Below are 19507 nucleotides of genomic sequence, written 5' to 3'. Positions count from 1 at the left end.
GGGGATGGAAGAGGCGTCCCTGAGCGGCGTCAGCACCCCGGGGCGGGTGGCGGCCGAGGGCGAGGGCATCAGCGCCGAGGAGCTGGCCCTCGCCGCCCGCAACCACGGGCTCCCGCTGGAGGCGCTGCGGTACGAGGTCACGCCGCCCGGGCTGCACTACGTACTGGTCCACTACGACATCCCCGACGTCGGCCCCGGCGCCGCCGGCTGGCGGCTCGGCGTCGGCGGCCGGGTGCGGACCCCGCTGTCGCTGGACCTGGCCGCCCTGCGGGCGCTGCCGGCCGTCACCCGGCGGGTCACGATGGAGTGCGCGGGCAACGGGCGGGCGCGGCTGACGCCCCGGCCGGTGAGCCAGCCGTGGCTGGTCGAGGCGGTGGGCACCGCCGACTGGACGGGGGTGCCGCTGCGGACCGTGCTCGCGGAGGCGGGGGTGCTGCCGGAGGCGGTGGAGGCGGTGTTCACCGGCGCCGACCACGGGGTGGAGCGGGGCGTGGAACAGGACTACCGGCGCAGCCTGCCCCTGCCGGTCGCCACCGGGGCGGACCCCGGGGTGCTGCTCGCGTACGCGATGAACGGCGCGCCCCTGCCGCCGCAGCACGGCTTCCCGCTGCGGCTGGTGGTGCCGGGCTGGTACGGCATGGCCCATGTGAAGTGGCTGCGGGACATCACCCTGGCCGACGCGCCCTTCACCGGGTTCCAGCAGGCCGTGGCCTACCGCTACCGGACCACCGCCGAGGACCCCGGCGAGCCGGTCACCCGGATCGCGCCGCGGGCCCTGATGGTCCCGCCGGGGTTCCCCGACTTCATGTCCCGCGTCCGCGTGGTGCGCGCCGGGCCGGTGCGGCTGGAGGGGCGCGCCTGGTCGGGGCACGGCCCGGTGACCCGGGTCGAGGTCAGCGGCGACGGCGGCCGTACGTGGACGGACGCCGAGGTGGCGGCGCGGGAGCCGGGCGGCTGGGCGTGGCAGGCCTGGCACGCCCCGTGGACGGCCGTTCCCGGCAGCCACACGCTCGTGGTCCGCGCCACGGACGCGGCGGGCCTCACCCAGCCCCTCGAACAGCCCTGGAACCGCGGGGGCTTCGGCAACAACCTGGTCCAGCGGGTGCCGGTGGTGGTGCTGCCGCCGGGGGCGTAGCGGGCCGGCGGCCACGTGTGCCCCGGCCGTGAGGGGTGAGGAGTGGGGGGCGGTGGTTCAGGACGGCCGGGCGTCCTCGAGGAGCTCGGGGCCGTTGTTGCGCACGCTGTTGACCGCCGTGTTCACCGCGCGGGCCGTCAGGCGGCCTCCGGCGGGGGCGGCCAGCAGGGCGCGCAGGGCGTCGGGGTCCTGGTGCGCGGGGTCGAGCCAGGCGTCGTAGTCGGCGGGGGCGAGGGCCAGGGGCATCCGGGGGTGGACGCGGCCCGCGGCATCGGTGGCCTCGGTGGTGATGACGGTGCAGGTCGCCCACCAGGCGGCCGGGTCGTCCCCGTCCGCGACGGCGGGGTCGCGCCAGAACTCGTACAGGCCCGCCATCGCCATCACCGTGCCGTCCTCGGGCGTGATGAAGTACGGCTGCTTGTACGCCTTCACGGGCCCGGCGGCCGGGACGGCCTCCCATTCGTAGAAGCCGTCGGCGGGCAGCAGGCAGCGGCGCTTGGCGAAGGCCCGGCGGTAGGCGGGCTTCTCCCCCACCGTCTCGACCCGCGCGTTGATCATCTTGGCCGCGCCGCCCGGTCCCTTCGACCAGGACGGCACCAGCCCCCACCGCAGCGCCCTCAGCTGCCGTTCCAGGACCCCGCTCTCCCGGTCGGCGCGCTCCAGCACCGCCCACACCGGATCCGTCGGGGCGACGTTCCAGCTGGGCGGCAGCACCACGTCGGGGGCGGGGCCGGGTACCTGGAAGAGGCCCGACAGGTCCTCGGGGCTGCGGGTGGAGACGTATCGGCCGCACATGCCCTCCAGCCTGCCACGCGGCCCGGGCCGGCGGGGGCGTCGCCCGGGGCCCGGTGTGTCAGCCGTACAGGTCGTTCTGGGCGTACGTGGGGCCGTAGTACCGCTCCAGTTCCTCCAGCGGCTGCTCGGGCTTCTCCAGTGCCTTGGAGATGCTCGCCCGGGAGGGCGCCGCCTCGGGGTCCCAGGTGTCCGTCTTCCACAGGCCGGAGCGCAGGAAGGCGCGGGAGCAGTGGAAGTAGACCTCCTCGGTCTCCACGACCAGGGCGAGCGCGGGCCGGTGGCCCTTGACGGTCATCGTGTCGAAGAACGGGGCGTCCCGCAGCAGCCGGGCCCGGCCGTTCACGCGGAGGGTGTCGCCCCGGCCGGGGACCAGGAAGAGCAGCCCGACGTGCGGGTTGGCGAGGATGTTGCGGTAGCTGTCCGCGCGGCGGTTCCCGGGGCGGTCGGGGATCACGAGGGTGGTGTCGTCGAGGACCTTGGCGAAGCCCGGCGGGTCGCCCTTCGGGGAGACGTCGCAGCTGCCGTCGGCGGCGGAGGTGCCGATCAGGCAGAGCGGGGAGCGGGCGATCCACTGCCGGTGGTGCTCGTGCAGGGACGGCCGCTCCTTCGCGGCGGCCGCGGGTGCCACCGGGCCGAGGAGTTCGCGCAGTTCGGCCTCGGAGGTGATCTCCACGGCTCCGGTCTGTTCCATCGTCGGTCTCCCCCGGGTCGGATCCCGGGGACGACTGCCCGCCCCCGGTGCGGCTGTCTCGTGATCATTCCACGGACCCCGGTGCCGCCCCGGGGGTGGGGGCTCAGGCGGCGCCGTCCTTGAGGGAGCGGCCGAACTGCTCGTCCAGGACGGACAGCCGGCGCCAGTACTCGTCCTCGTCGATCTCGCCGGAGGCGAAGCGCCGTCCCAGGACCGCGAGCGGCGAGTGCGCCCCGTACGCGGCTCCCCGGGGGGACTGCCTGGGACCGGGGCGGCCGCCGCCGCGCCAGACGGTGCGGCGCAGCACGGTGACGACCGCGAGCACGACCGCCGCCCAGATCAGGGGGAAGAACAGGATCCACGGGCCGGGCCCGTCGTAGGCGAGGGTGGTGAGGGTGTCCATCTCGGTTCAGCTCCTCGGAGGCGTGGGTTTCTCGTACTGCTCCGAGACTGGCTCCGGGAGGGGGACCGGGTCGTCGTACGGGCGGCTGCACCCGGGGTACTCCCTCGGGAGTACCCCGGGTGCGGTGCGGGGGTCAGCCGAGCCAGCCGGGGCGGACCAGGCCGGTCTCGTAGGCGAGGACGACCAGCTGGGCGCGGTCGCGGGCGCCGAGTTTGACCATCGTCCGGCTGACGTGCGTCTTCGCGGTGAGCGGGCTGACGACCAGGCGGCGGGCGATCTCCTCGTTGGACAGGCCCGTGCCGACCAGGGCCATGACCTCGCGCTCGCGGTCGGTGAGCCGCTCCAGGCCCTCGGCGGGGGCCGGCCGGCGGGAGCGGGCGGCGAACTCCGCGATCAGGCGGCGGGTGACCCCGGGCGAGAGCAGCGCGTCCCCGTCGACCACAGCCCGTACCGCGCGCAGCAGCTCCTCCGGTTCGGTGTCCTTGACCAGGAATCCGGAGGCTCCGGCGCGGATCGCCTCGAAGACGTACTCGTCGAGTTCGAAGGTGGTGAGCATGACCACCCGGACGTCGGCCAGCGTCTGGTCCGCGGTGATCGCGCGGGTGGCGGCGAGACCGTCGAGGAGCGGCATGCGGATGTCCATCAGGACGACGTCGGGGCGCAGTTCGCGGGTGAGGCGGACGGCCTGCGCGCCGTCGGCCGCCTCGCCGGCCACCTCGATGTCGGGCTGGGCGTCGAGGAGTGCGCGGAACCCGGCCCGCACGAGCAGCTGGTCGTCGGCGAGCAGGACGCGGATCACGGATCCTCCCGGGGCGGGGCGGGCGGGGCGGGCGGGGCGGGCAGGTCGGGCTCGGCGGCGGCCAGCGGGAGCCTGGCGGTCACCCGGAAGCCGCCGTCGGGGCGCGGGCCGGCCTCGATGGTGCCGCCGAGCGCGGCGGCCCGCTCGCGCATTCCGGCGAGGCCGTTGCCGCTGCCGCCGGCCGGGCCGCCGGTGGCCGGGCCGTCGTCGTCGACGCGCAGTTCGAGGGCGTCGGGCCGCCAGCGCAGGAGGACGCGGGCACTGCGCGAACCGGAGTGCCGCACGACGTTGGTGAGCGCCTCCTGGAGGATGCGGAAGGCGGCCAGGTCGGCGCCGGGCGGCAGGCCGCGGGCCCGGCCCTCGCTGCCGGTCTCCACGGTGAGCCCGGTGGCGGCCGCCTGTTCGACGAGCTCGGGCAGGCGGTCGAGGCCCGGGGCGGGGGTGCGGGGGGCCGCGCCGGGCGTGCGCAGGGTGTCGAGGACCTGGCGGACCTCGCCGAGGGCTTCCTTGCCGGCCGCCTTGATGGTGGTGAGCGCGGCACGGGCCTGCTCGGGGTCGCTGTCGAGGAGGGCCAGCCCCACGCCCGCCTGGACGTTGATGAGGGAGATGCTGTGGGCCAGTACGTCGTGCAGTTCGCGGGCGATGCGCAGCCGTTCCTCATCGGCCCGGCGCCGGGCGGCCGCCGCCCGCTCGGCCCGCTCGCGCGCCCACTGCTCTCGGCGGACCCGGACCAGTTCGCAGACGGCGAGTATCGCGAGCACCCAGGCGGTGGCGCCCAGCTCCTGCGCCCAGGGAGCCGGCCCGTCACCGGCCGGCGGCAGGCTGCGGTAGAGCCAGTGGCCGATGAGCAGGTGCCCGGCCCAGAGCAGGCCGACCGCACCCCAGGCCGCCCGGCTCCGCCCGGCCACCACCGCCGCCAGGCAGGCCACGGCCAGGCTCGCGAAGACGGGGCCGTACGGGAAGCCCGCCCCGAGGTAGACCAGGGTCACGGCGCTGACCCCGTACACCACGGCCACCGGATGCCGGTGCCGCACCACCAGCAGGGCGGGCCCGAGCAGCAGCAGGATCCGCGCGGACCAGTCCAGCGCCGACCGGCCGCCCTGCATCTGCGCGGCCCAGCCGGAGCCCACCTGCTGGACCACGGCGACGAGCAGCGCGGACCGCCAGGCCGGGCCCCGCCCGGTCCGCTCCACCCAGTGCCGCCACCGCCACGGGGGTCCCCGGCGCTCGCTCCGCGTTTCCATACCGTCAAGCTAGACCGGCTCCCCCGTCACCGGCGTCACCCCCGCGTAGCGTTCCCGGCGTACTCCCGCCGTAGTACACGGGTGTACACCGCACGGCCCCCGGGCCCGGCCGCCGGGCCCGTCCCGGATGCGTCGGCGGCGGACCGGCTCCAGGGTGGAGGCATGGAGCACGCGCCGATCGTCGTCCACCGCATCTCCCCCTCGGGCGGCCGCCGGGTCACCCTGCGCGTCCAGGACCGCGACGCGGCCCTCGGTACGGCGCACACCGACGCGGACGTGATCGAGTTCCTGCGCCGCGCCGAGGTCCCGGACCCCGACGAGGTGGTGCTCGGCGGCGCGCCGCCCCTCATCGAGTGGCAGGGGGACGCCCCGCACGTCTACGAGGCCGAGCCGACGGACACCGACGTGCCCTGACGTCCCCGTCCCGCCCCGCCGCACACCGCCCCGCCCCGCCCCGCCCGCGCTCAACCCGGGGGGCCTCATTCAGGCCAATGCATGACGCGTGCATGACATTTGAAGACCGCTGTGACACATTCCGTGGCGCACTCCGCACCGCCCTCGCACCACACCCCCACAAGGACGTGTCACAGAGGAGCGACATGATGCACCGTGCGAAACTCGCCGTCGCCGCACTGGCCCTCGCGGCCTCGGCCGGCAGTGTCACGAGCGCCGCCGCCTTCGGCACCACCGCCGACCAGAAGGCCGACGGCGTCATCGTCGTAGCGGGTAACACCTGCACCTGGACCAACGCCCGCACCAGCGCCAATCCCCCCAGCGCCCTCACCGTCGACCGCACCAGCATCAACAGGCCCGGCGGCAACCTCGCCTGCGACGGCGGCATCACCGCCACCCTCAACAACAACCCGGCGTTCACCTTCGACGCCGCCGGGACCACCGCCCGTACCGACCTGATCGACATCACCGGCCAGCAGAGCTTCATATCCTGCCGCTACAGGGCCACCGACATCCTGTGGGACCGCGACGCGGCGACCGGGAAGTACGTCAACCGCGCCTTCACCGCCACCAAGAGCTCGGGCAGCTTCCTGTGCCCGGGATCCGTGACCACGGCGGCCGGCGGCGCGTCCATGCTCTTCCACTGACCGGTACGCGCCCGCCGGCACGGCACCGCCGTCCGCACCGGACGGCGGTGCCGTGCGGCGTACGGGTGAGGCGCCACCACCCGATGGCCGCGACCGGGTCGCCAGGGCCGCGCCGGGGCATCAGCATGGGGAGAGTCCGCCCGGGTGAGGAGGCGCCGGTGATGGCCGATGCGCAGCCCGAACCGCCCTCCGGCGGCCCCGGAGCGGGATCTCCGGCGGCGGGCGGCCTGCTCGACGTGCTCGGGGTGGCCGCCGTGGTCCTGGACGCCGAGGGCCGCATCAGCCTGTGGAGCCCGCAGGCCGAGACCCTCTTCGGCTACCCGGCGGAGGAGGCCCTCGGGCAGTACGCGGCGACGCTGCTGGTGGAGGAGCGGGACCGCGCGGAGGTCCTGGAGCTGTTCGCCCGGGTGATGTGGGGCCAGGGCGCGTGGGCGGGCTCCTTCCCCGTGCGCCACCGGGACGGCCACACGGTCCTCGTCGAGTTCCGCAACATGCGCCTCCAGGCCGCCAACGGCCGGCTCTACGCCCTGGGCCTGGCCTCCGAGCAGGCCACGCTGCGCCGCGTCGAACGGGATCTGGCCCTGTCCCTGCGCATGGTCGACCAGTCCCCCATCGGGCTGGCCGTCCTCGACACCGATCTGCGGTACGTCCTGGTCAACCCGGCCCTGGAACGCATCAACGGGGTGCCCTCCGAGCGGCACATCGGGCAGCGGATCGCCGACATCCTGCCCTTCCTGGACGCGTCGGCGGTCGAGACCAGCATGCGGGAGGTCCTGGCGACGGGCGTCCCCCTGCTGGACCACTTCACCACCGGCCAGATCGCCGAGGACTCCGGTGAGCGGGCCTGGCTGGTGTCGATCTACCGGCTGGAGGACCAGGCCGCCCGGGTGATCGGCGTCGCGGTGTCGGTGGTGGACGTGACCGAACAGCACCGCGCGGCCGTGTCGGCCGCCCACGCCCGCCGGCGCCTGGCCCTGATCGCCGACGCCTCCGTACGCATCGGCACCACCCTGGACCTGGACATCACCGCCCGGGAACTGGCCGACGTCGCCGTCCCGGAGATCGCCGACATCGCCGCCGTGGACGTCCTCGACACCATGCTCACGGGGCCCCGGCCGGGCGGGACCTCCGACGAGCAGGCCGTGCGCTTCCGCGCGCTCGCGGTGAAGTCCGCGTACCGGACCCCCGCCGAGGCGGCGGCGGACCCCGTCGGCGACGTGGCCTCGTACCGCCCCGAACGGCTGGTGGCCCGCTGCGCCCGTACCGCCCGGCCGGAACTCGTCCCGCACGTGCGGCCCGAGGACCTGCCCCGCATCGCCCGCGACGAGGCCGCCGCCCGCCTGCTGGGCGAGGCGGGGGTGCACTCGTACCTGGCGGTGCCGCTGATCGCCCGCGGCCAGGTCCTGGGCACCCTCGACCTCAAGCGGGCCCGCAACCCGGTGCCGTTCGGCCCCGACGACGTGCTCCTCGCCTCCGAACTCGCCGCCCACGCGGCCGTGTCCATCGACAACGCCCGCTGGTACCAGCGCCAGCGCCACGCGGCGCTCGCCCTCCAGCGCCACCTGCTGCCCCAGCACCCGCCGGCGGCCCCCGGGCTGGACATCGCCTACCGGTACCAGCCCGCCGGCGCGGCCGACGAGACCGGCGGCGACTGGTTCGACGTCATCCCGCTCAGCGGTGACCGGACCGCGCTGGTCGTCGGCGACGTGATGGGCAGCGGCATCAACGCCGCGGCGACCATGGGCCAGTTGCGCGCCACCGCCCGCGCACTGGGCCGCCTCGGCCTCGACCCCGCCACGGTGCTCACCCACCTCGACGCCGCGACCGGCGACCTCGGCGAGGCGATGGCCACGTGCGTCTACGCCGTCTACGACCCCCACAGCAGGCTGTGCCACATCTCCACCGCGGGCCACCTGCCGCCCGTGCACCTGCGCAGCGGCCGCCCGCCCCGGCTGCTGCGGCTGCCGACGGCGGTGCCGCTGGGCGTCGGCGGCGTCCCCTTCGGGAACACCGCCGTGACCCTCGGCGAGGGCGACGAACTGGTGCTCTACACCGACGGGCTGGTCGAGACCCGCGACCAGGACATCGACGCCCGCCTGCTGACCCTGACCGACCTCCTCGCGGGCCCCCACCGCCCCATCGAGGAGACCTGCGACCTGCTGCTGTCGGCGCTGCGCCGCCCCGACACCCACGACGACGTCGCCCTCCTCATCGCCCGCGCCCTCGGCTAGGCCGTCACGCAGGCGCGCTCCGCGACCGGATCCGCGCGGCGAGCACGGCCACGTCGTCCTCCGCGTGGCGGGCGTCGAGGCCCGCGACCACCGCGTCCACGGCCTCCTCGGCCGTCCCGCAGGCCGGCAGCCGCAGGCCGGTGAGCCGGGCGAGGGAGCGGTCGATGTCCTCGCCGCGCCGCTCCACCAGCCCGTCGGTGTAGAGGACCAGGGTGTCCTCGGGTCCCAGGGGGTGGGCCGCCGACTCGTACCCGCCCAGTCCGGTGCCCAGCGGCGGCCCCACCGGTACGTCGAGCAGCCGGCCGGTGCCGTCTCCCGCGAACACGGCGGGCGGCAGGTGGCCGGCGCTGGCGTACAGGGCGGTGCCGCGCGCGGGGTCGACGCGTACCAGCAGGCAGGTGGCGGCGCGCCGGGCGGCGTCCTCGGCGACGAGGGCGTCGAGCTGGCGCAGCACCCGGTGCGGAGCGAGCTCGGTGGAGGCGACCTCGCGCAGGGTGGAGCGGTAGGCGTTCATGTCCACGGCGGCGTCCAGGCCGTGCCCCATGACGTCGCCGACCACCAGCAGGGTCCGTCCGAAGTGCAGCCGGACCGTCTCGAACCAGTCGCCGCCGACCAGGGCGCTCGGCCCGACCGGCAGGTAGCGGCCCGCGACCAGCAGGTTCGGGTGGGGCCGGCCGGGGTCGGCGACCAGGGCCCGCTGGAGGTCGAGCGCGACGGACTCGGTCGCGGCGAGCCGCCTGGCGTGGCGGATGTGCAGCGCGGCGATGCGCGCGGCGAAGTGCAGGGCGGCGGCCTCGCGGTCGGTGAACGCCCCGCCGGTGCGCACCACGACGAGGGTGCCGTACGAGGTCCCGTGCCGGGCCAGCGCGACGGACAGGCCGTGCACCGGGGGGCCGCCCGGGCGCAGGGTCCAGCTGCGCAGCGGATGGCCCCCGTCCAGGGCGACGACGGCGGGCCGTACCGCCGGTCCCGGGGCGCGCAGCAGCCCGGTGGCTCCGGCGACGGCCACCCGCTCGGTGCGGCCGCCGGCGGTCAGGTCGACGGCCGCCGCGTCGCACAGGGTGCGGAGGAGGAAGGCGGCCAGTTCCCGGCAGGTGGTGCGCTCGTCGTCGGTGGTGCCGATGGCCTCCAGCGCCCCGTCCGGATCCGGTGCGTGGCCGTCTCGGTCCGACACGTCTCCTCCGACCGGCGGGCGGCCCCCTGCGGGCCGCCGGTCGGTCCATTCCACCAGCCCCGGCGCGGCGGGGCCGGTGGAGCGCGCCGGACGGTCACCTCGCGGGGGTGAGCCGTTCCCAGAGGAAGGCGGCGACGAGGGCTTCGTTGAAGGCCGTCTGCTGGTGGTCGGTGGCGCCGGCGTGGCCGCCGCCGAGGTGCTCGTGGAAGAGGACGGGGTGGCCCAGTTCGCGCAGCCGGGCGGCCGCCTTGCGGGCGTGGCCGGGGTGGACGCGGTCGTCCCGGGTGGAGGTGAGCAGGAGCAGGGGCGGGTACGCGGGGCCGTCGGCGGTCATCCGGTGGTACGGGGAGATCCGTTCGAGGTGGGGCCGGTCGGCGGGGTCGTCGGGGTTGCCGTACTCGGCGGTCCAGCTGGCTCCGGCGAGGAGCTTGTGGAAGCGGAGCATGTCGAGCAGCGGTACGTGCGAGACGACGGCGCCGAACAGCCCGGGGTAGCGGGTGAGCATCGCGCCCATCAGGAGGCCGCCGTTGCTGCCGCCCTCGATGCCGAGCTGGGCGGGGGTGGTGATGCCGCGCGCGGTGAGGTCGCGGGCGACGGCGGCGAAGTCCTCGAAGGCCCGGACCCGGTTGGCGCCGAGGGCGGCCTGGTGCCAGGCGGGCCCGTACTCGCGGCCGCCCCGGATGCCGGCGAGGACGTACGTGCCCCCGCGCGCGAGCCAGGACCGGCCGGTGACGCCGCTGTAGCACGGGACCATCGAGACCTCGAAGCCGCCGTAGCCGTAGAGCAGCGTGGGGCCGGGCCCGGACCGGTCCTCGGGGCCGACGACGAAGTACGGGACCCGGGTGCCGTCGGGGGAGGTGGCGAAGTACTGGCTCACGTGGAGCCCGGCGGTGTCGAAGTGGGCGGGGGCCTGCTTGAGGGCCTCGCCGCCGGCGGTCCCGGCCTCGCCCCGGAAGAGGGTGGAGGGCTGGAGGAAGCCCGTGACGTCGAGGAAGTACTCGTCGCTCTCGTCCGGGTCGGTGCACACCACCGAGGCCGTGGAGAGCGGCGGTACGCCGTCCAGGGGCGCGCGGGTCCAGCCGCCGGGTCCGGGGGTGAGCAGTTCCAGGCGGGAGGAGACGTCGGCGCGGGTGCGCAGCAGGAGGTGGTTGCGGGTCCAGCTGTAGCCGGCGAGGGCGGTGCGCTCGTCGGGGGTGAACAGGACCTCCGCCTCGCGGCCGCCCGCCCGGAAGTCCTCGAAGCCGAAGGCGAGCAGGCTGCCGGCGGGGTGGCCCAGCCACGGGGTGCGCGGCTGGACGATCAGCCACTGGCGGTGGATCCCGGCGCCGGCGTCGTCCGGCACGTCGATCTTCTCGGGTGCGGCGGCGGGGTCCTCGGGCAGCAGGAACAGCTCGCCGTTCCAGAAGTCGATCTGCCGGGACACGAAGTCCCGTTCGAAGCCGGGTGTGTCGTCGTGCCAGCCGCTGGCGGACAGGTCCCCGGGCCGGGCTTCGTAGACCTGTTCGGCTTCGGCGAGGGGGGTGCCGCGGCGCCAGCGGCGGACCTGGAGGGGGTAGCCGGAGGGGGACATGGAGCCGGGGCCGAAGTCGGTGCCGATCCAGAGGTGGTCGGCGTCGATCCAGTCGACCCGGGTCTTGGCCTCCTCGACGGCGAAGCCGCCCTCGACGAACTCCAGGGTGTGCAGGTCGAACTCGCGCACCACGCAGGCGTCGGCGCCGTCGCGGGAGAGCATGACCAGGGCGTGGCGGTACTCGGGGCCGAGGACGGCGCTGCCGGCCCAGGCCCACTTCTCGCCCTCGGCGTCGGCGAGGGCGTCGAGGTCGAGGAGGGTCTCCCAGGCCGGGTGCTCGGTGCGGTACTCCTCCAGGGTGGTGCGGCGCCAGACGCCGCGCAGCCGGCCGGCGTCCTGCCAGAAGTTGTACAGGTGGCGGCCCCGCCGGACCACGTACGGGATGCGCCCGTCGTCGTCGAGGACCTCGCGCACCTCGCGCTCCAGCACCTTGAAGGCGGGGTCCGTGGTCAGCGCGGCGACGGTCTCGGCGTTGCGCTCACGGACCCAGGAGAGCGCGGCCTCTCCTTCCACGTCCTCCAGCCACAGGTAGGGGTCGTGGTCGTGCGGGCCGGCGGTGCCGGCGTGGGTCTGTTCGCTCATCCGCCGATTGTGCCGGACGCGGGCGGGCCGGCGGGGCCGGTCACGGCCCCCGCCGGCCCGTGCCGCCGCCCTCCCTACTGTGCGGGCGCGTGGTGGAGGCGCTCCAGGAGGGCGAGGTCGTCGGCGTCGAGGCGCAGGGCGCCGGCGGCGACGTTGTCGGCGAGGTGGTCCGGGTTGCCGGTGCCGGGGATGGCCAGGACGTGGGGTCCGCGCTGGAGGGTCCAGGCGAGGCGGACCTGCGCGGGGCTGGCTCCGTGGGCGCGGGCGACCGTGAGCAGCTCCTCGCTCTCGGAGCCGGCCGCGCCGCCATCGCGGCCGGCGGCGGCGATCGCGTAGAAGGGCACGAAGGCGATGCCCTGTTCCCCGCAGGAGCGTACGAAGTCGTCGTACTCGGGCCGCACTCCGATGCCGTACATGTTCTGCACGCAGACGACGGGGGCGATGGCCTGTGCCTCGGCGAGCTGTTCGGGGGTGACGTTGGAGACGCCGAGGTGGCGGATGAGCCCGGCGTCGCGGAGTTCCGCCAGGGCTGCGAAGCGTTCGGCGAAATGGGGCTGCTGGGGCAGGACGCGCAGGTTGACCACGTCGAGGTGGTCGCGGCCGAGCTGGCGCAGGTTCTCCTCGACCTGGCCGCGCAGTCCGGCCGCGCCGACGTGCTCGGCCCACTCCCCCGAGGCGTCGCGGGCGGGACCGACCTTGGTGGCGATGACGAGGCCGTCGGGGTAGCGGCCGCCGAAGGCGCTGTTGATCAGCTCGTTGGCGGAGCGGAGCGGGGAGAAGTAGAAGGCGGCGGTGTCGATGTGGTTCACGCCGAGTTCCACGGCGCGGCGCAGGACGGCGATGGCGCGGTCCCGGTCGCCCGACGCCGCGTCGGAGCGGAGCGCCGGGCCGTTCTGGGGGAGGCGCATGGTGCCGAAGCCGATGCGGTTGACCTCCAGGTCTCCGAGGGTCCAGGTGCCCGATGCGGCTGCGGTGATCGTCTCTGTCGTCATCCGGAGATGATCGCCTGCGGGGCGGGACCGCCACCAGGGGATTCGGACGTGCCGTGCGCCTCACATGTGCGGGTTGGAGTAGTAGGTCTCGATCAGCCGGACGAAGGTGGGCTCGTCCTCGTGGCGGCCGTTCCTCTCGTAGTCGGGCGAGTCCTTGACCTGGTCGCGGGTGCAGCCGAGGTGCACGGTCCCGCTCCCGGTGTCGACGCGCGAGACGACTCCGGCCGGGATGACGACCTTGCGGCCGAAGATCCAGGGGCCGGTGTCGACGACCAGGTAGGCGCGGGCCACGTCGTCCGTGTGACGGTCGACCTTGCCTATGGATCCGTCGGTGGCCTCGACCTTGTAGCCGACGAGGTCCGTGCCGGGCGCGTAGCCCGCGTCGTGTCCGTAGCCCCAGATTCCGGTTCCCATGACGACCTCCTCCTGTACAGCCTCGTGGCTGGCGCCTACCCGTCGGCCCGCGCCGGAACCGGCATCCCCAGTAGACAGCGTCTACGCAGCGTGGTAGACACTGTCTATGCCAATGGAACCGGATGTGCCGCTGCGCGAGCGGCTGATCGACGTCGGGGTGGAACTGGTCACGAGCGAGGGGACCGGCTCCCTCGGCCTGCGGGAGATCGCCCGCCGGGCCGGGGTCTCCCACGGCGCACCCCGGCGCTACTTCCCCACCCACCAGTCACTGTTGTCGGCCATCGCCCGGCGCGGCTTCGGCGACCTCGGCACCCGCTTCCTCGCGGCCGGCGCCGAGCGGCCCGCGCCCCGGGAGCACGTGCGGGCGCTCGGCCGGGCGTACGTGGAGTACGCGCTGGAGCAGCCCGGCATGTTCGAGCTGATGTTCCGGCACGACCTCCTGGACAGCACCGGCCGGGAACCCTCGGACGGCCCCCGGCTGCGGGAGCAGACCCTGCCGCTGTTCGCGCTGCTGACCGGGCTGGTCGGCGCCTGCGGGGCGGCGCAGCCGGAGGTGACGGCGGCCGCGCTGTGGGCGGGGCTGCACGGGGTGGCGCAGCTGTGGGGCTACGGCAGCCTGCCGCTGGTCCTCGGCACCGGCGCGGACGACGAGGGCGGCCGGCGTCTGGACGCACTGGTGGACGCCGTCGTGGACGCGCACCTCGGGGCGGGGCCCGCGTGAGGGAGCGACTCGCGCTGCTGGTCAGCGCGGCCGGGGCGATGCTCGTCGCGCTCGACGGCACGGTGCTCGTCGTGGTGCAGCCGGCCCTGCGCCGCGATCTGGGGGCCGGGGTCGCGCAGGTCCAGTGGACGAGCACCGCCTACCTGCTCGCCGTCGCCGCGTTCCTGGTCGTCGCCGGGCGCCTCGGGGACCGCTACGGCCACACCCGGCTGCTGGTGACGGGCGCACTGGGCTTCGCCGCCGCGTCGGCGGGGATCGCGCTGGCGCCCGGGGTCGGCTGGGTGATCGCGCTGCGCGCCGTGCAGGGGCTGTTCGGGGCTCTGCTGCAGCCCGCGACCCTGGCCCTGCTGCGGATGGCGTACCCGCCGGAGCGCCTGGGCCGGGCGGTGGCGGTGCGGACCGGCGCGATCGGGGCGGCCGCGGCGGCGGGGCCGCTGCTGGGCGGGGTGCTGGTGGCGCTGCTGGACTGGCGGGCGGTGTTCCTGCTCAACGTGCCGGCCGCACTGCTGATCGCCGCCCTCGCGCTCGCCGTACGGATGCCCGCGCCGGAGCCGCGCGAGCCGGGGCGGCTGGGGCCGGCCGGTCCGGTGCTGCTCGCCGCCGCCCTGGCGTCGGCGGTGCACGCGCTGGCGGGCGTACCGGAGTACGGGTGGACGGCCGCGCCGACACTGCTCGGGGCCGGCGCGGCGGCCGGGCTCGGGGCGCTGTTCGTACGGGGTGAGCGGCGCGCGCGGCTTCCGCTGGTGCCGGCCGCGGTGGCCCGGTCGCGGCCCGTCGCGGCCGCGGTGGCACTGCTGCTGGCGGTGTCGGCCGGAATGTCCGGGGCGCTGTTCACGGCCACGTTCCTGCTCCAGGACGTACGGGGCCTCAGCCCGCTCGCCACCGGGATCCGGGTGCTGCCGCTGACCGCGCTGATGGTGGCCGGGGCGCCTGTCGCGGGGGCGGCTCTGCGCCGGTACGGGCCCCGGCGGACGGCGCTCGCCGGGACGGCGCTGGTGGTGCTGGGGATCGCCGGGCTGGGCGGGGCCGGCGGGGCGGCGTTCGGCGTGCTGGGGGCCGGGTTCGCGGCGGTGATGGTCACCGCCACCGGCACCGTGGTCGGCGACGCCCCCGCCGGGTACGCGGGAGTGGTGGGCGGGCTCAAGCAGACCGCGATGAACGTCGGCCCGAGCCTGGGCATCGCCGTGGCGGCGGGCGCCGGGGCCGGTGCCTCCGGTGCCGGGACGGCGGGGCGGCCGCTGGCGGCCCTGGCCGCAGTGGCCGCCCTCGGCCTGGCGGCGGCCTGGCTGCTGCCGGGCCGGGACCGGAAACCGGCGGACCCGGGGGACCCGGCGCGGGCGGCTGACCCGGTCCGGGCTGCTGACCCGGCGCGGGCGGCGTAGCTGGCCGGCGGGTCCGGCCCGGCGTGGGGGGCCGGGCCGGACCCGCGGTCAGGGGGTGAAGGTCCAGCGCTGGGCGGCTGCGCCGGTACAGGCGGCCCGGGTGAGTCCGGTGCCGTCGGCCGTGCCGGAGCCCGCCGGTGTGAGGCACTGGCCCGCGCTGCGCAGGCTGCCGTCCGGGCCGGTCTGCCAGGTCTGGGCGGGACCGGCGGCGCAGGCCCGGACCGTGACCTTCGCCGGGTCCGCGGCGTCCAGGCAGACCCCGCCCAGGCCGGTGAGACGGCCGTCGCCGTGGAGGGTCCAGCGCTGGTTCGGGCCGCCGTGGCAGGTGTAGAGGGTGGGTGCGGTGCCCGGCGTGGTGTCGCTGTGCGGGAGGTCCAGGCAGCGCGCGGAGGCCGCGTTGACGAGGGTGGCGTCGGCCGGGAGCGGTGCCGGGCGGCCGGTGAGGGTGAGCTCGGCGGCGCTGGTCCAGGGGCCGCGCCCGCCCGCCTCGGTCAGGGCCCGCAGCCTCAGGTAGCGGCCGGTCCGGGGAGCGAGGGTGACGGACTTGGCCGCCGGGGTGTCGGCGAAGGTGCCGGTCGCGGCGGGGGTGCCCCAGTCGGTGGTGGTGTCGGACACGTAGACCTCGTAGCCGCCGATCCGGCCGTTGGCCCCGCCGTCCTGGCGCGGCAGGTAGCCGAGGCCGTCAACGCTGTAGCGGGCGCCGAGGTCGATCCGGATCTCGTGCGGCAGGGCCGCCGCCTTGCCGGAGGACCAGGCGGTGTGCCACATGGTGGCGGGGTTGCCGTCGAAGGCGTTGACCGCGGCCCCGTTCTCGGCGGCGGTCTCCTGGCTGTCGGCGTAGACCAGGGTCCAGGCCGACTGGGAGATGGGCGACGAGGTGACCGGGACCGGGTCGGCGGCCGGGACGGAGGTCCCGGTGGCGGTGACGCTGAACGCGCCCGTCTTCGTACCGGTCTTCACCCACAGCACGCCCGCGCGGTCGGCGGGGTCGAAGAACCATCCGGTGGCGGCCGCGTCGTAGGCGGCCTTGTCGGCGAGGCGCGGCAGCGCGGCGCCGTCCGCCGTGAGGGCGGTGGGGGCGGAGGCCACGTGGAGGGTGAACTCGTAGCCGCGCGCGGCCCGCTGTCCCGCGTAGCTGCCGGTGGGGGCGCCGACCGAGACGGTCACCGTGCCGGAGCCGGCCGCCGGGGCGCTGACGTCCACGCGCTGGCGGGCGAAGGCGCCCGAGGCGTAGGCGCGGGTCCGGCCGTCGTCCTCGTACAGGCTGAAGGTGGAGGATCCGCGCGGGTGGATGTCGTAGGTGAGGATGTCGACGGGCTTCTCGCCGGAGTAGTTCATCTGCGGCCACATCGGCACGATCGCCCCGCCCTTGACGAACAGGGGCAGGGTGTCCAGGGGCGCCCGGTAGCCGTTGAGCCAGCCGGGGCCCGCGTACGTCTTCCCGGTCCAGTAGTCCGTCCAGGTCCCGGCGGGCAGGTAGATGCCGTCGCGGACGGAGGTGTCGGAGACGACCGGTGCGACGAGGAAGGAGTCCCCGGCCATGAACTGGCCGCTGGTGAGGTTCCCCCGGGCGACCGGGTCGTCGGGGTGTTCGAGGACCATCGCGCGGGTGCTGGGGACGCCGGTCTCGTGGGCGGTGCGGCTCATCGTGTACAGGTAGGGCATCAGCCGCATCTTCAGCTGGAGGTACTTGCGGTTGATCGAGAGGTACGGTTCGGCGAAGCGCCAGGGCTCCTTGTCCTGGTAGCCGGCCGACGGGTTGACGGCGCCCCATCCGGACATCGTCATGAAGGCGGGCGTGAAGGCCTTCCACTGGAGGTCGCGGGCGTACGTCTTGGGGCTGCCGCCGAAGATGCCGTCGATGTCGCCGGAGGCGTAGTTGAGGCCGGACAGGCCGGCGCCGGCGATGGCGGGGACGTGCCAGCGCATGTCGTCCCAGGTGCCGTAGGTGTCGCCGGTCCAGACGACGGCGTTGCGCTGGGTGCCGGCCCAGCCGTCGACGGTCCACACGTACCGGCGGGCGTCGGAGTTCCTCTCGATGCCGTCCACGGCCTGCTGGACGCCCTGGAAGGCGGTCTTGTAGCCGCCGCCGATCCAGGCCACGTCGGTCTTGACGCCCCGGCTGCCCGCGTTGCCCACCTCGTCGGCGATGGAGCCGAGTCCGGTGGAGGTCCACAGGCCGGTCTGGAAGCCCTTGGCCTTCAGGGCGTCGACGGTGGACTTCAGGGGTGCGGTGTAGCCGCAGCCGTAGCCGTCGTTGGGCAGGAACCAGCCCGAGGGCATGTCGGCGGCGCGGGCGTCGGCGGCGTAGCCGGCCACGTCGGGGGTGGTCTGGTGGCGCAGCCGGCCGTGGTCGCCCTGGTAGTCGGGGTTGGAGGCGTTGAAGCAGTCGGCGTTGCCCAGTTCGAGGCCCCACATCGGCGCCATGAAGGGTTTGCCGCTGACGTCCGTGTAGGCGTCGAGCACCGATTTGAGGGAGTCCCCGGTGAAGTACCAGGCGTCGAAGCGGGTCTCGTCGTGGGTCAGGGCGGTGGGGGCGTTGAAGGCGTACGAGCCCGGGGCCCAGGTGTTGCGCATGACGCCGTAGTCGTTGGTGGACATGTAGAAGGGCGCGGGGCTGGCGTTGCTGTTCTCGCGCCACTTGTTGTCGACGGCCACGGGCACCGTCTTGCCGCGCAGCGCCCACTCTCCGAGGCGCAGGCCGGTGCCGTAGAACTGTTCGTCGGTGCCGCGCGCCAGGTACTGGGTGGTCTTGCCGCCGCCCCAGCTGGTGGGCTGGGTCTCCTGCCAGACCAAAGTAGTGTCGTCGGCGCGGTAGACGGAGAACTGCAGGGGCGATTTGTTGACCCGGATGGACAGGGCCCCCGTGGTGATCCGGAAGTGGGTGCCCGCATCGGCCCAACTCGCGTTCACCGGGCCGAAGTCGGTGGTGGGGGCCAGGTCGGAGCCGGCCGGGTCGTTGGTGAAGGCCCCGTCGGGGGAGAGCCAGAGGCGGAAGATGTCGGCGCGGGCGACGACCACGCGGGCCTTGGCACCGCTGGAGGTGCTCACGGTGAACGTGCCGCCCGACTGGGTCAGTCCGGTGGCCGTCCCCGCCGTCGCGGCCGGGGCGGCGGCCGCCGCGCGGGCGGTGGCGGGCCCGGCCGCGGCGAGGCCCGCGACCGCGAGCGCGGCGGCGAGCAGGGCCGCGAGGCGGGCCCGGCGACGGCCGGGGCGGGCCCGGCGACGGCCGGGGCGGCCCCGGCGGCGGTGCTCGGGTGGGGGGTCGTGCCGGTCGCGCCTCAGGGACAGTCTCGTCGGACTCATCGGGCAGCTCCTCGTGCGGTCCGGATCGCGGACACACCGCCTTGGCATGCACCCGGCAAGATAGCGGACTCGGGCGGCCCATTTGAAGGAACCTGTTTGAAGTAGTCCGATACCAAGCAGATTTGAGCATGAGGGAGCCCGGGCGGGAAGCCGTCACACCTGCCCCCCGCCCGGGCCGGGCCGCCGTCAGGCGGCGGTGACGCGGATCTTGGACTGGCCGTGGCCGAGCTCCTCCCAGTCGTCCATGAAGCGGGCCTTCAGCCCGTGCCCGGCCGCGAGGTCCACGAGGGTCTGGGTGCGGTAGTAGAAGTCCTCGCGCAGGACCTGGTGTTCGGTGCCCTCGGTGCGGTCGAAGGTGAAGTCGAACCAGCCGCCGGGCGCGAGGACGCGCTCCACGTGGGCGAGGCACTCGTCGATGATCCCGATCGGCGAGTGGGAGAACACGCTGTGCGCGTGCACCACGTCGAAGTGGCGGTCGGGCAGGAAGTCCAGGGTCAGGTCCTGGGTGATGGTCAGGTGCGGAAGCTTGTCCTGGAGTCCCCGCCCGGTCAGCGTCCCCTTGGCCGCTATGAGGATGTCGGGCGAGATGTCGATGCCGTAGTAGTGGCCCGTCTCCAGGTGCTCGATGAAGCGCCAGCCCGCACGGAGGTTGCCGCATCCGATGTCGAGCATCCGGTGGCGCGGGGTGAGGCCGTGCGCCATGAGGTAGTCGAACTGCATCTTGCCGAGGGCCAGCCACCGCTCGTGGGTCCGGCTGCCGACGGCGGCCTCCGGGTCGCGGCCGGTGTCGGAGGCCATGACGGCGCGGTAGTAGCCCACGTGGTCGGGGTGCTTGAGGCGCAGCCACCGGTCGCGCGCGGCACGGCGTACGTAGGGGGCTACGCGGGTCGGGTTGCCCAGCGCGTAGCGGACCTTGTGGCCGAGGCCGGCGCGGTTGGCGGTGAGGTTCTTCTTGGTGGCCATGAGGG

General features: G+C 75.1%; 17 protein-coding genes. 6 read left to right on the top strand and 11 right to left on the bottom strand.

What is annotated here, in order from left to right; all coding sequences use genetic code 11:
- The first annotated feature begins 4 nt into the window (after positions 1-4).
- Entirely contained in the window at positions 5-1135 is a 1131-nt protein-coding gene (locus ACZ518_RS11935; RefSeq protein WP_469112889.1) for a sulfite oxidase, read from the top strand.
- A gap of 57 nt (positions 1136-1192) precedes the next feature.
- Here ACZ518_RS11935 and ACZ518_RS11930 read toward each other — a convergent pair whose 3' ends face one another.
- The 5 genes from ACZ518_RS11930 to ACZ518_RS11910 form a co-directional block, all read right to left on the bottom strand.
- Entirely contained in the window at positions 1193-1930 is a 738-nt protein-coding gene (locus ACZ518_RS11930; protein ID WP_469112888.1) for an SOS response-associated peptidase, read from the bottom strand.
- A 58-nt stretch (positions 1931-1988) separates the two neighbouring features.
- Positions 1989-2621 (bottom strand): pyridoxamine 5'-phosphate oxidase family protein, encoded by a 633-nt coding sequence (locus tag ACZ518_RS11925; protein WP_469112887.1) that lies wholly within the window; start codon positions 2619-2621, stop codon positions 1989-1991.
- Positions 2622-2724: 103 nt separating this feature from the next.
- Positions 2725-3024: an SHOCT domain-containing protein gene (locus tag ACZ518_RS11920; protein ID WP_469112886.1), complete on the bottom strand. Its 300-nt coding sequence runs from the start codon at positions 3022-3024 to the stop codon at positions 2725-2727.
- 133 nt (positions 3025-3157) lie between these two features.
- Positions 3158-3823, bottom strand: coding sequence for a response regulator (locus ACZ518_RS11915; protein ID WP_469112885.1), 666 nt, complete (start codon positions 3821-3823; stop codon positions 3158-3160).
- Positions 3820-5067, bottom strand: coding sequence for a sensor histidine kinase (locus ACZ518_RS11910; RefSeq protein WP_469112884.1), 1248 nt, complete (start codon positions 5065-5067; stop codon positions 3820-3822). The genes ACZ518_RS11915 and ACZ518_RS11910 overlap by 4 nt, the downstream gene beginning before the upstream one ends.
- Positions 5068-5229: 162 nt before the next feature.
- On the opposite strand from ACZ518_RS11910, the gene ACZ518_RS11905 reads away from it, so the two are divergent.
- From ACZ518_RS11905 to ACZ518_RS11895, 3 genes are all read left to right on the top strand, one after another.
- Entirely contained in the window at positions 5230-5481 is a 252-nt protein-coding gene (locus ACZ518_RS11905; protein WP_469112883.1) for a hypothetical protein, read from the top strand.
- 185 nt (positions 5482-5666) lie between these two features.
- Positions 5667-6167, top strand: coding sequence for a hypothetical protein (locus tag ACZ518_RS11900; RefSeq protein WP_469112882.1), 501 nt, complete (start codon positions 5667-5669; stop codon positions 6165-6167).
- A gap of 161 nt (positions 6168-6328) precedes the next feature.
- The gene (locus ACZ518_RS11895; RefSeq protein ID WP_469112881.1) at positions 6329-8398 is read left to right on the top strand and encodes a SpoIIE family protein phosphatase; all 2070 of its coding nucleotides are present in this window, start codon (positions 6329-6331) and stop codon (positions 8396-8398) included.
- A gap of 4 nt (positions 8399-8402) precedes the next feature.
- On the opposite strand, the gene ACZ518_RS11890 is transcribed toward ACZ518_RS11895, so the two are convergent.
- From ACZ518_RS11890 to ACZ518_RS11875, 4 genes are all read right to left on the bottom strand, one after another.
- A complete protein-coding gene (locus ACZ518_RS11890) occupies positions 8403-9572 on the bottom strand; it encodes a PP2C family protein-serine/threonine phosphatase (RefSeq protein WP_469112880.1) in 1170 nt (389 codons plus the stop codon).
- 94 nt (positions 9573-9666) lie between these two features.
- Positions 9667-11724: a prolyl oligopeptidase family serine peptidase gene (locus ACZ518_RS11885; protein ID WP_469112879.1), complete on the bottom strand. Its 2058-nt coding sequence runs from the start codon at positions 11722-11724 to the stop codon at positions 9667-9669.
- Between the two features lie 74 nt (positions 11725-11798).
- Complete coding sequence (locus tag ACZ518_RS11880; protein WP_469112878.1) at positions 11799-12716, bottom strand: aldo/keto reductase; 918 nt, start codon at positions 12714-12716, stop codon at positions 11799-11801.
- A gap of 60 nt (positions 12717-12776) precedes the next feature.
- Complete coding sequence (locus ACZ518_RS11875) at positions 12777-13130, bottom strand: PRC-barrel domain-containing protein (RefSeq protein WP_469112877.1); 354 nt, start codon at positions 13128-13130, stop codon at positions 12777-12779.
- A gap of 112 nt (positions 13131-13242) precedes the next feature.
- Here ACZ518_RS11875 and ACZ518_RS11870 point away from each other — a divergent pair, with 112 nt between their 5' ends.
- Together ACZ518_RS11870 and ACZ518_RS11865 are read left to right on the top strand one after the other, a co-directional pair.
- Positions 13243-13851, top strand: a complete 609-nt coding sequence (locus ACZ518_RS11870; RefSeq protein ID WP_469112960.1) for a TetR/AcrR family transcriptional regulator — start codon at positions 13243-13245, stop codon at positions 13849-13851.
- A gap of 38 nt (positions 13852-13889) precedes the next feature.
- Positions 13890-15233, top strand: a complete 1344-nt coding sequence (locus ACZ518_RS11865) for an MFS transporter (protein WP_469112959.1) — start codon at positions 13890-13892, stop codon at positions 15231-15233.
- Between the two features lie 48 nt (positions 15234-15281).
- Here ACZ518_RS11865 and ACZ518_RS11860 read toward each other — a convergent pair whose 3' ends face one another.
- Both ACZ518_RS11860 and ACZ518_RS11855 read right to left on the bottom strand, forming a co-directional pair.
- On the bottom strand, positions 15282-18539 hold the full coding sequence (locus tag ACZ518_RS11860; protein WP_469112876.1) for a TIM-barrel domain-containing protein: 3258 nt from the start codon (positions 18537-18539) through the stop codon (positions 15282-15284).
- A gap of 186 nt (positions 18540-18725) precedes the next feature.
- Entirely contained in the window at positions 18726-19502 is a 777-nt protein-coding gene (locus ACZ518_RS11855) for a class I SAM-dependent DNA methyltransferase (RefSeq protein WP_469112875.1), read from the bottom strand.
- Between the last annotated feature and the right edge of the window lie 5 nt (positions 19503-19507).

It is taken from the genome of Streptomyces sp. NPDC033966, from assembly GCF_055575955.1.
This window is presented reverse-complemented; position numbering and strand designations above follow the sequence as displayed.

Bases quoted from the DNA above. Each gene is read 5' to 3' on its own strand.
- ACZ518_RS11875 (WP_469112877.1), bottom strand. From the start codon at position 13,130: ATGGGAACCGGAATCTGGGGCTACGGACACGACGCGGGCTACGCGCCC.
- ACZ518_RS11880 (WP_469112878.1), bottom strand. From the start codon at position 12,716: ATGACGACAGAGACGATCACCGCAGCCGCATCGGGCACCTGGACCCTC.
- ACZ518_RS11930 (WP_469112888.1), bottom strand. From the start codon at position 1,930: ATGTGCGGCCGATACGTCTCCACCCGCAGCCCCGAGGACCTGTCGGGC.
- ACZ518_RS11870 (WP_469112960.1), top strand. From the start codon at position 13,243: ATGGAACCGGATGTGCCGCTGCGCGAGCGGCTGATCGACGTCGGGGTG.
- ACZ518_RS11905 (WP_469112883.1), top strand. From the start codon at position 5,230: ATGGAGCACGCGCCGATCGTCGTCCACCGCATCTCCCCCTCGGGCGGC.
- ACZ518_RS11935 (WP_469112889.1), top strand. From the start codon at position 5: ATGGAAGAGGCGTCCCTGAGCGGCGTCAGCACCCCGGGGCGGGTGGCG.
- ACZ518_RS11855 (WP_469112875.1), bottom strand. From the start codon at position 19,502: ATGGCCACCAAGAAGAACCTCACCGCCAACCGCGCCGGCCTCGGCCAC.
- ACZ518_RS11895 (WP_469112881.1), top strand. From the start codon at position 6,329: ATGGCCGATGCGCAGCCCGAACCGCCCTCCGGCGGCCCCGGAGCGGGA.
- ACZ518_RS11860 (WP_469112876.1), bottom strand. From the start codon at position 18,539: ATGAGTCCGACGAGACTGTCCCTGAGGCGCGACCGGCACGACCCCCCA.
- ACZ518_RS11900 (WP_469112882.1), top strand. From the start codon at position 5,667: ATGATGCACCGTGCGAAACTCGCCGTCGCCGCACTGGCCCTCGCGGCC.
- ACZ518_RS11925 (WP_469112887.1), bottom strand. From the start codon at position 2,621: ATGGAACAGACCGGAGCCGTGGAGATCACCTCCGAGGCCGAACTGCGC.
- ACZ518_RS11885 (WP_469112879.1), bottom strand. From the start codon at position 11,724: ATGAGCGAACAGACCCACGCCGGCACCGCCGGCCCGCACGACCACGAC.
- ACZ518_RS11920 (WP_469112886.1), bottom strand. From the start codon at position 3,024: ATGGACACCCTCACCACCCTCGCCTACGACGGGCCCGGCCCGTGGATC.
- ACZ518_RS11910 (WP_469112884.1), bottom strand. From the start codon at position 5,067: ATGGAAACGCGGAGCGAGCGCCGGGGACCCCCGTGGCGGTGGCGGCAC.
- ACZ518_RS11865 (WP_469112959.1), top strand. From the start codon at position 13,890: ATGCTCGTCGCGCTCGACGGCACGGTGCTCGTCGTGGTGCAGCCGGCC.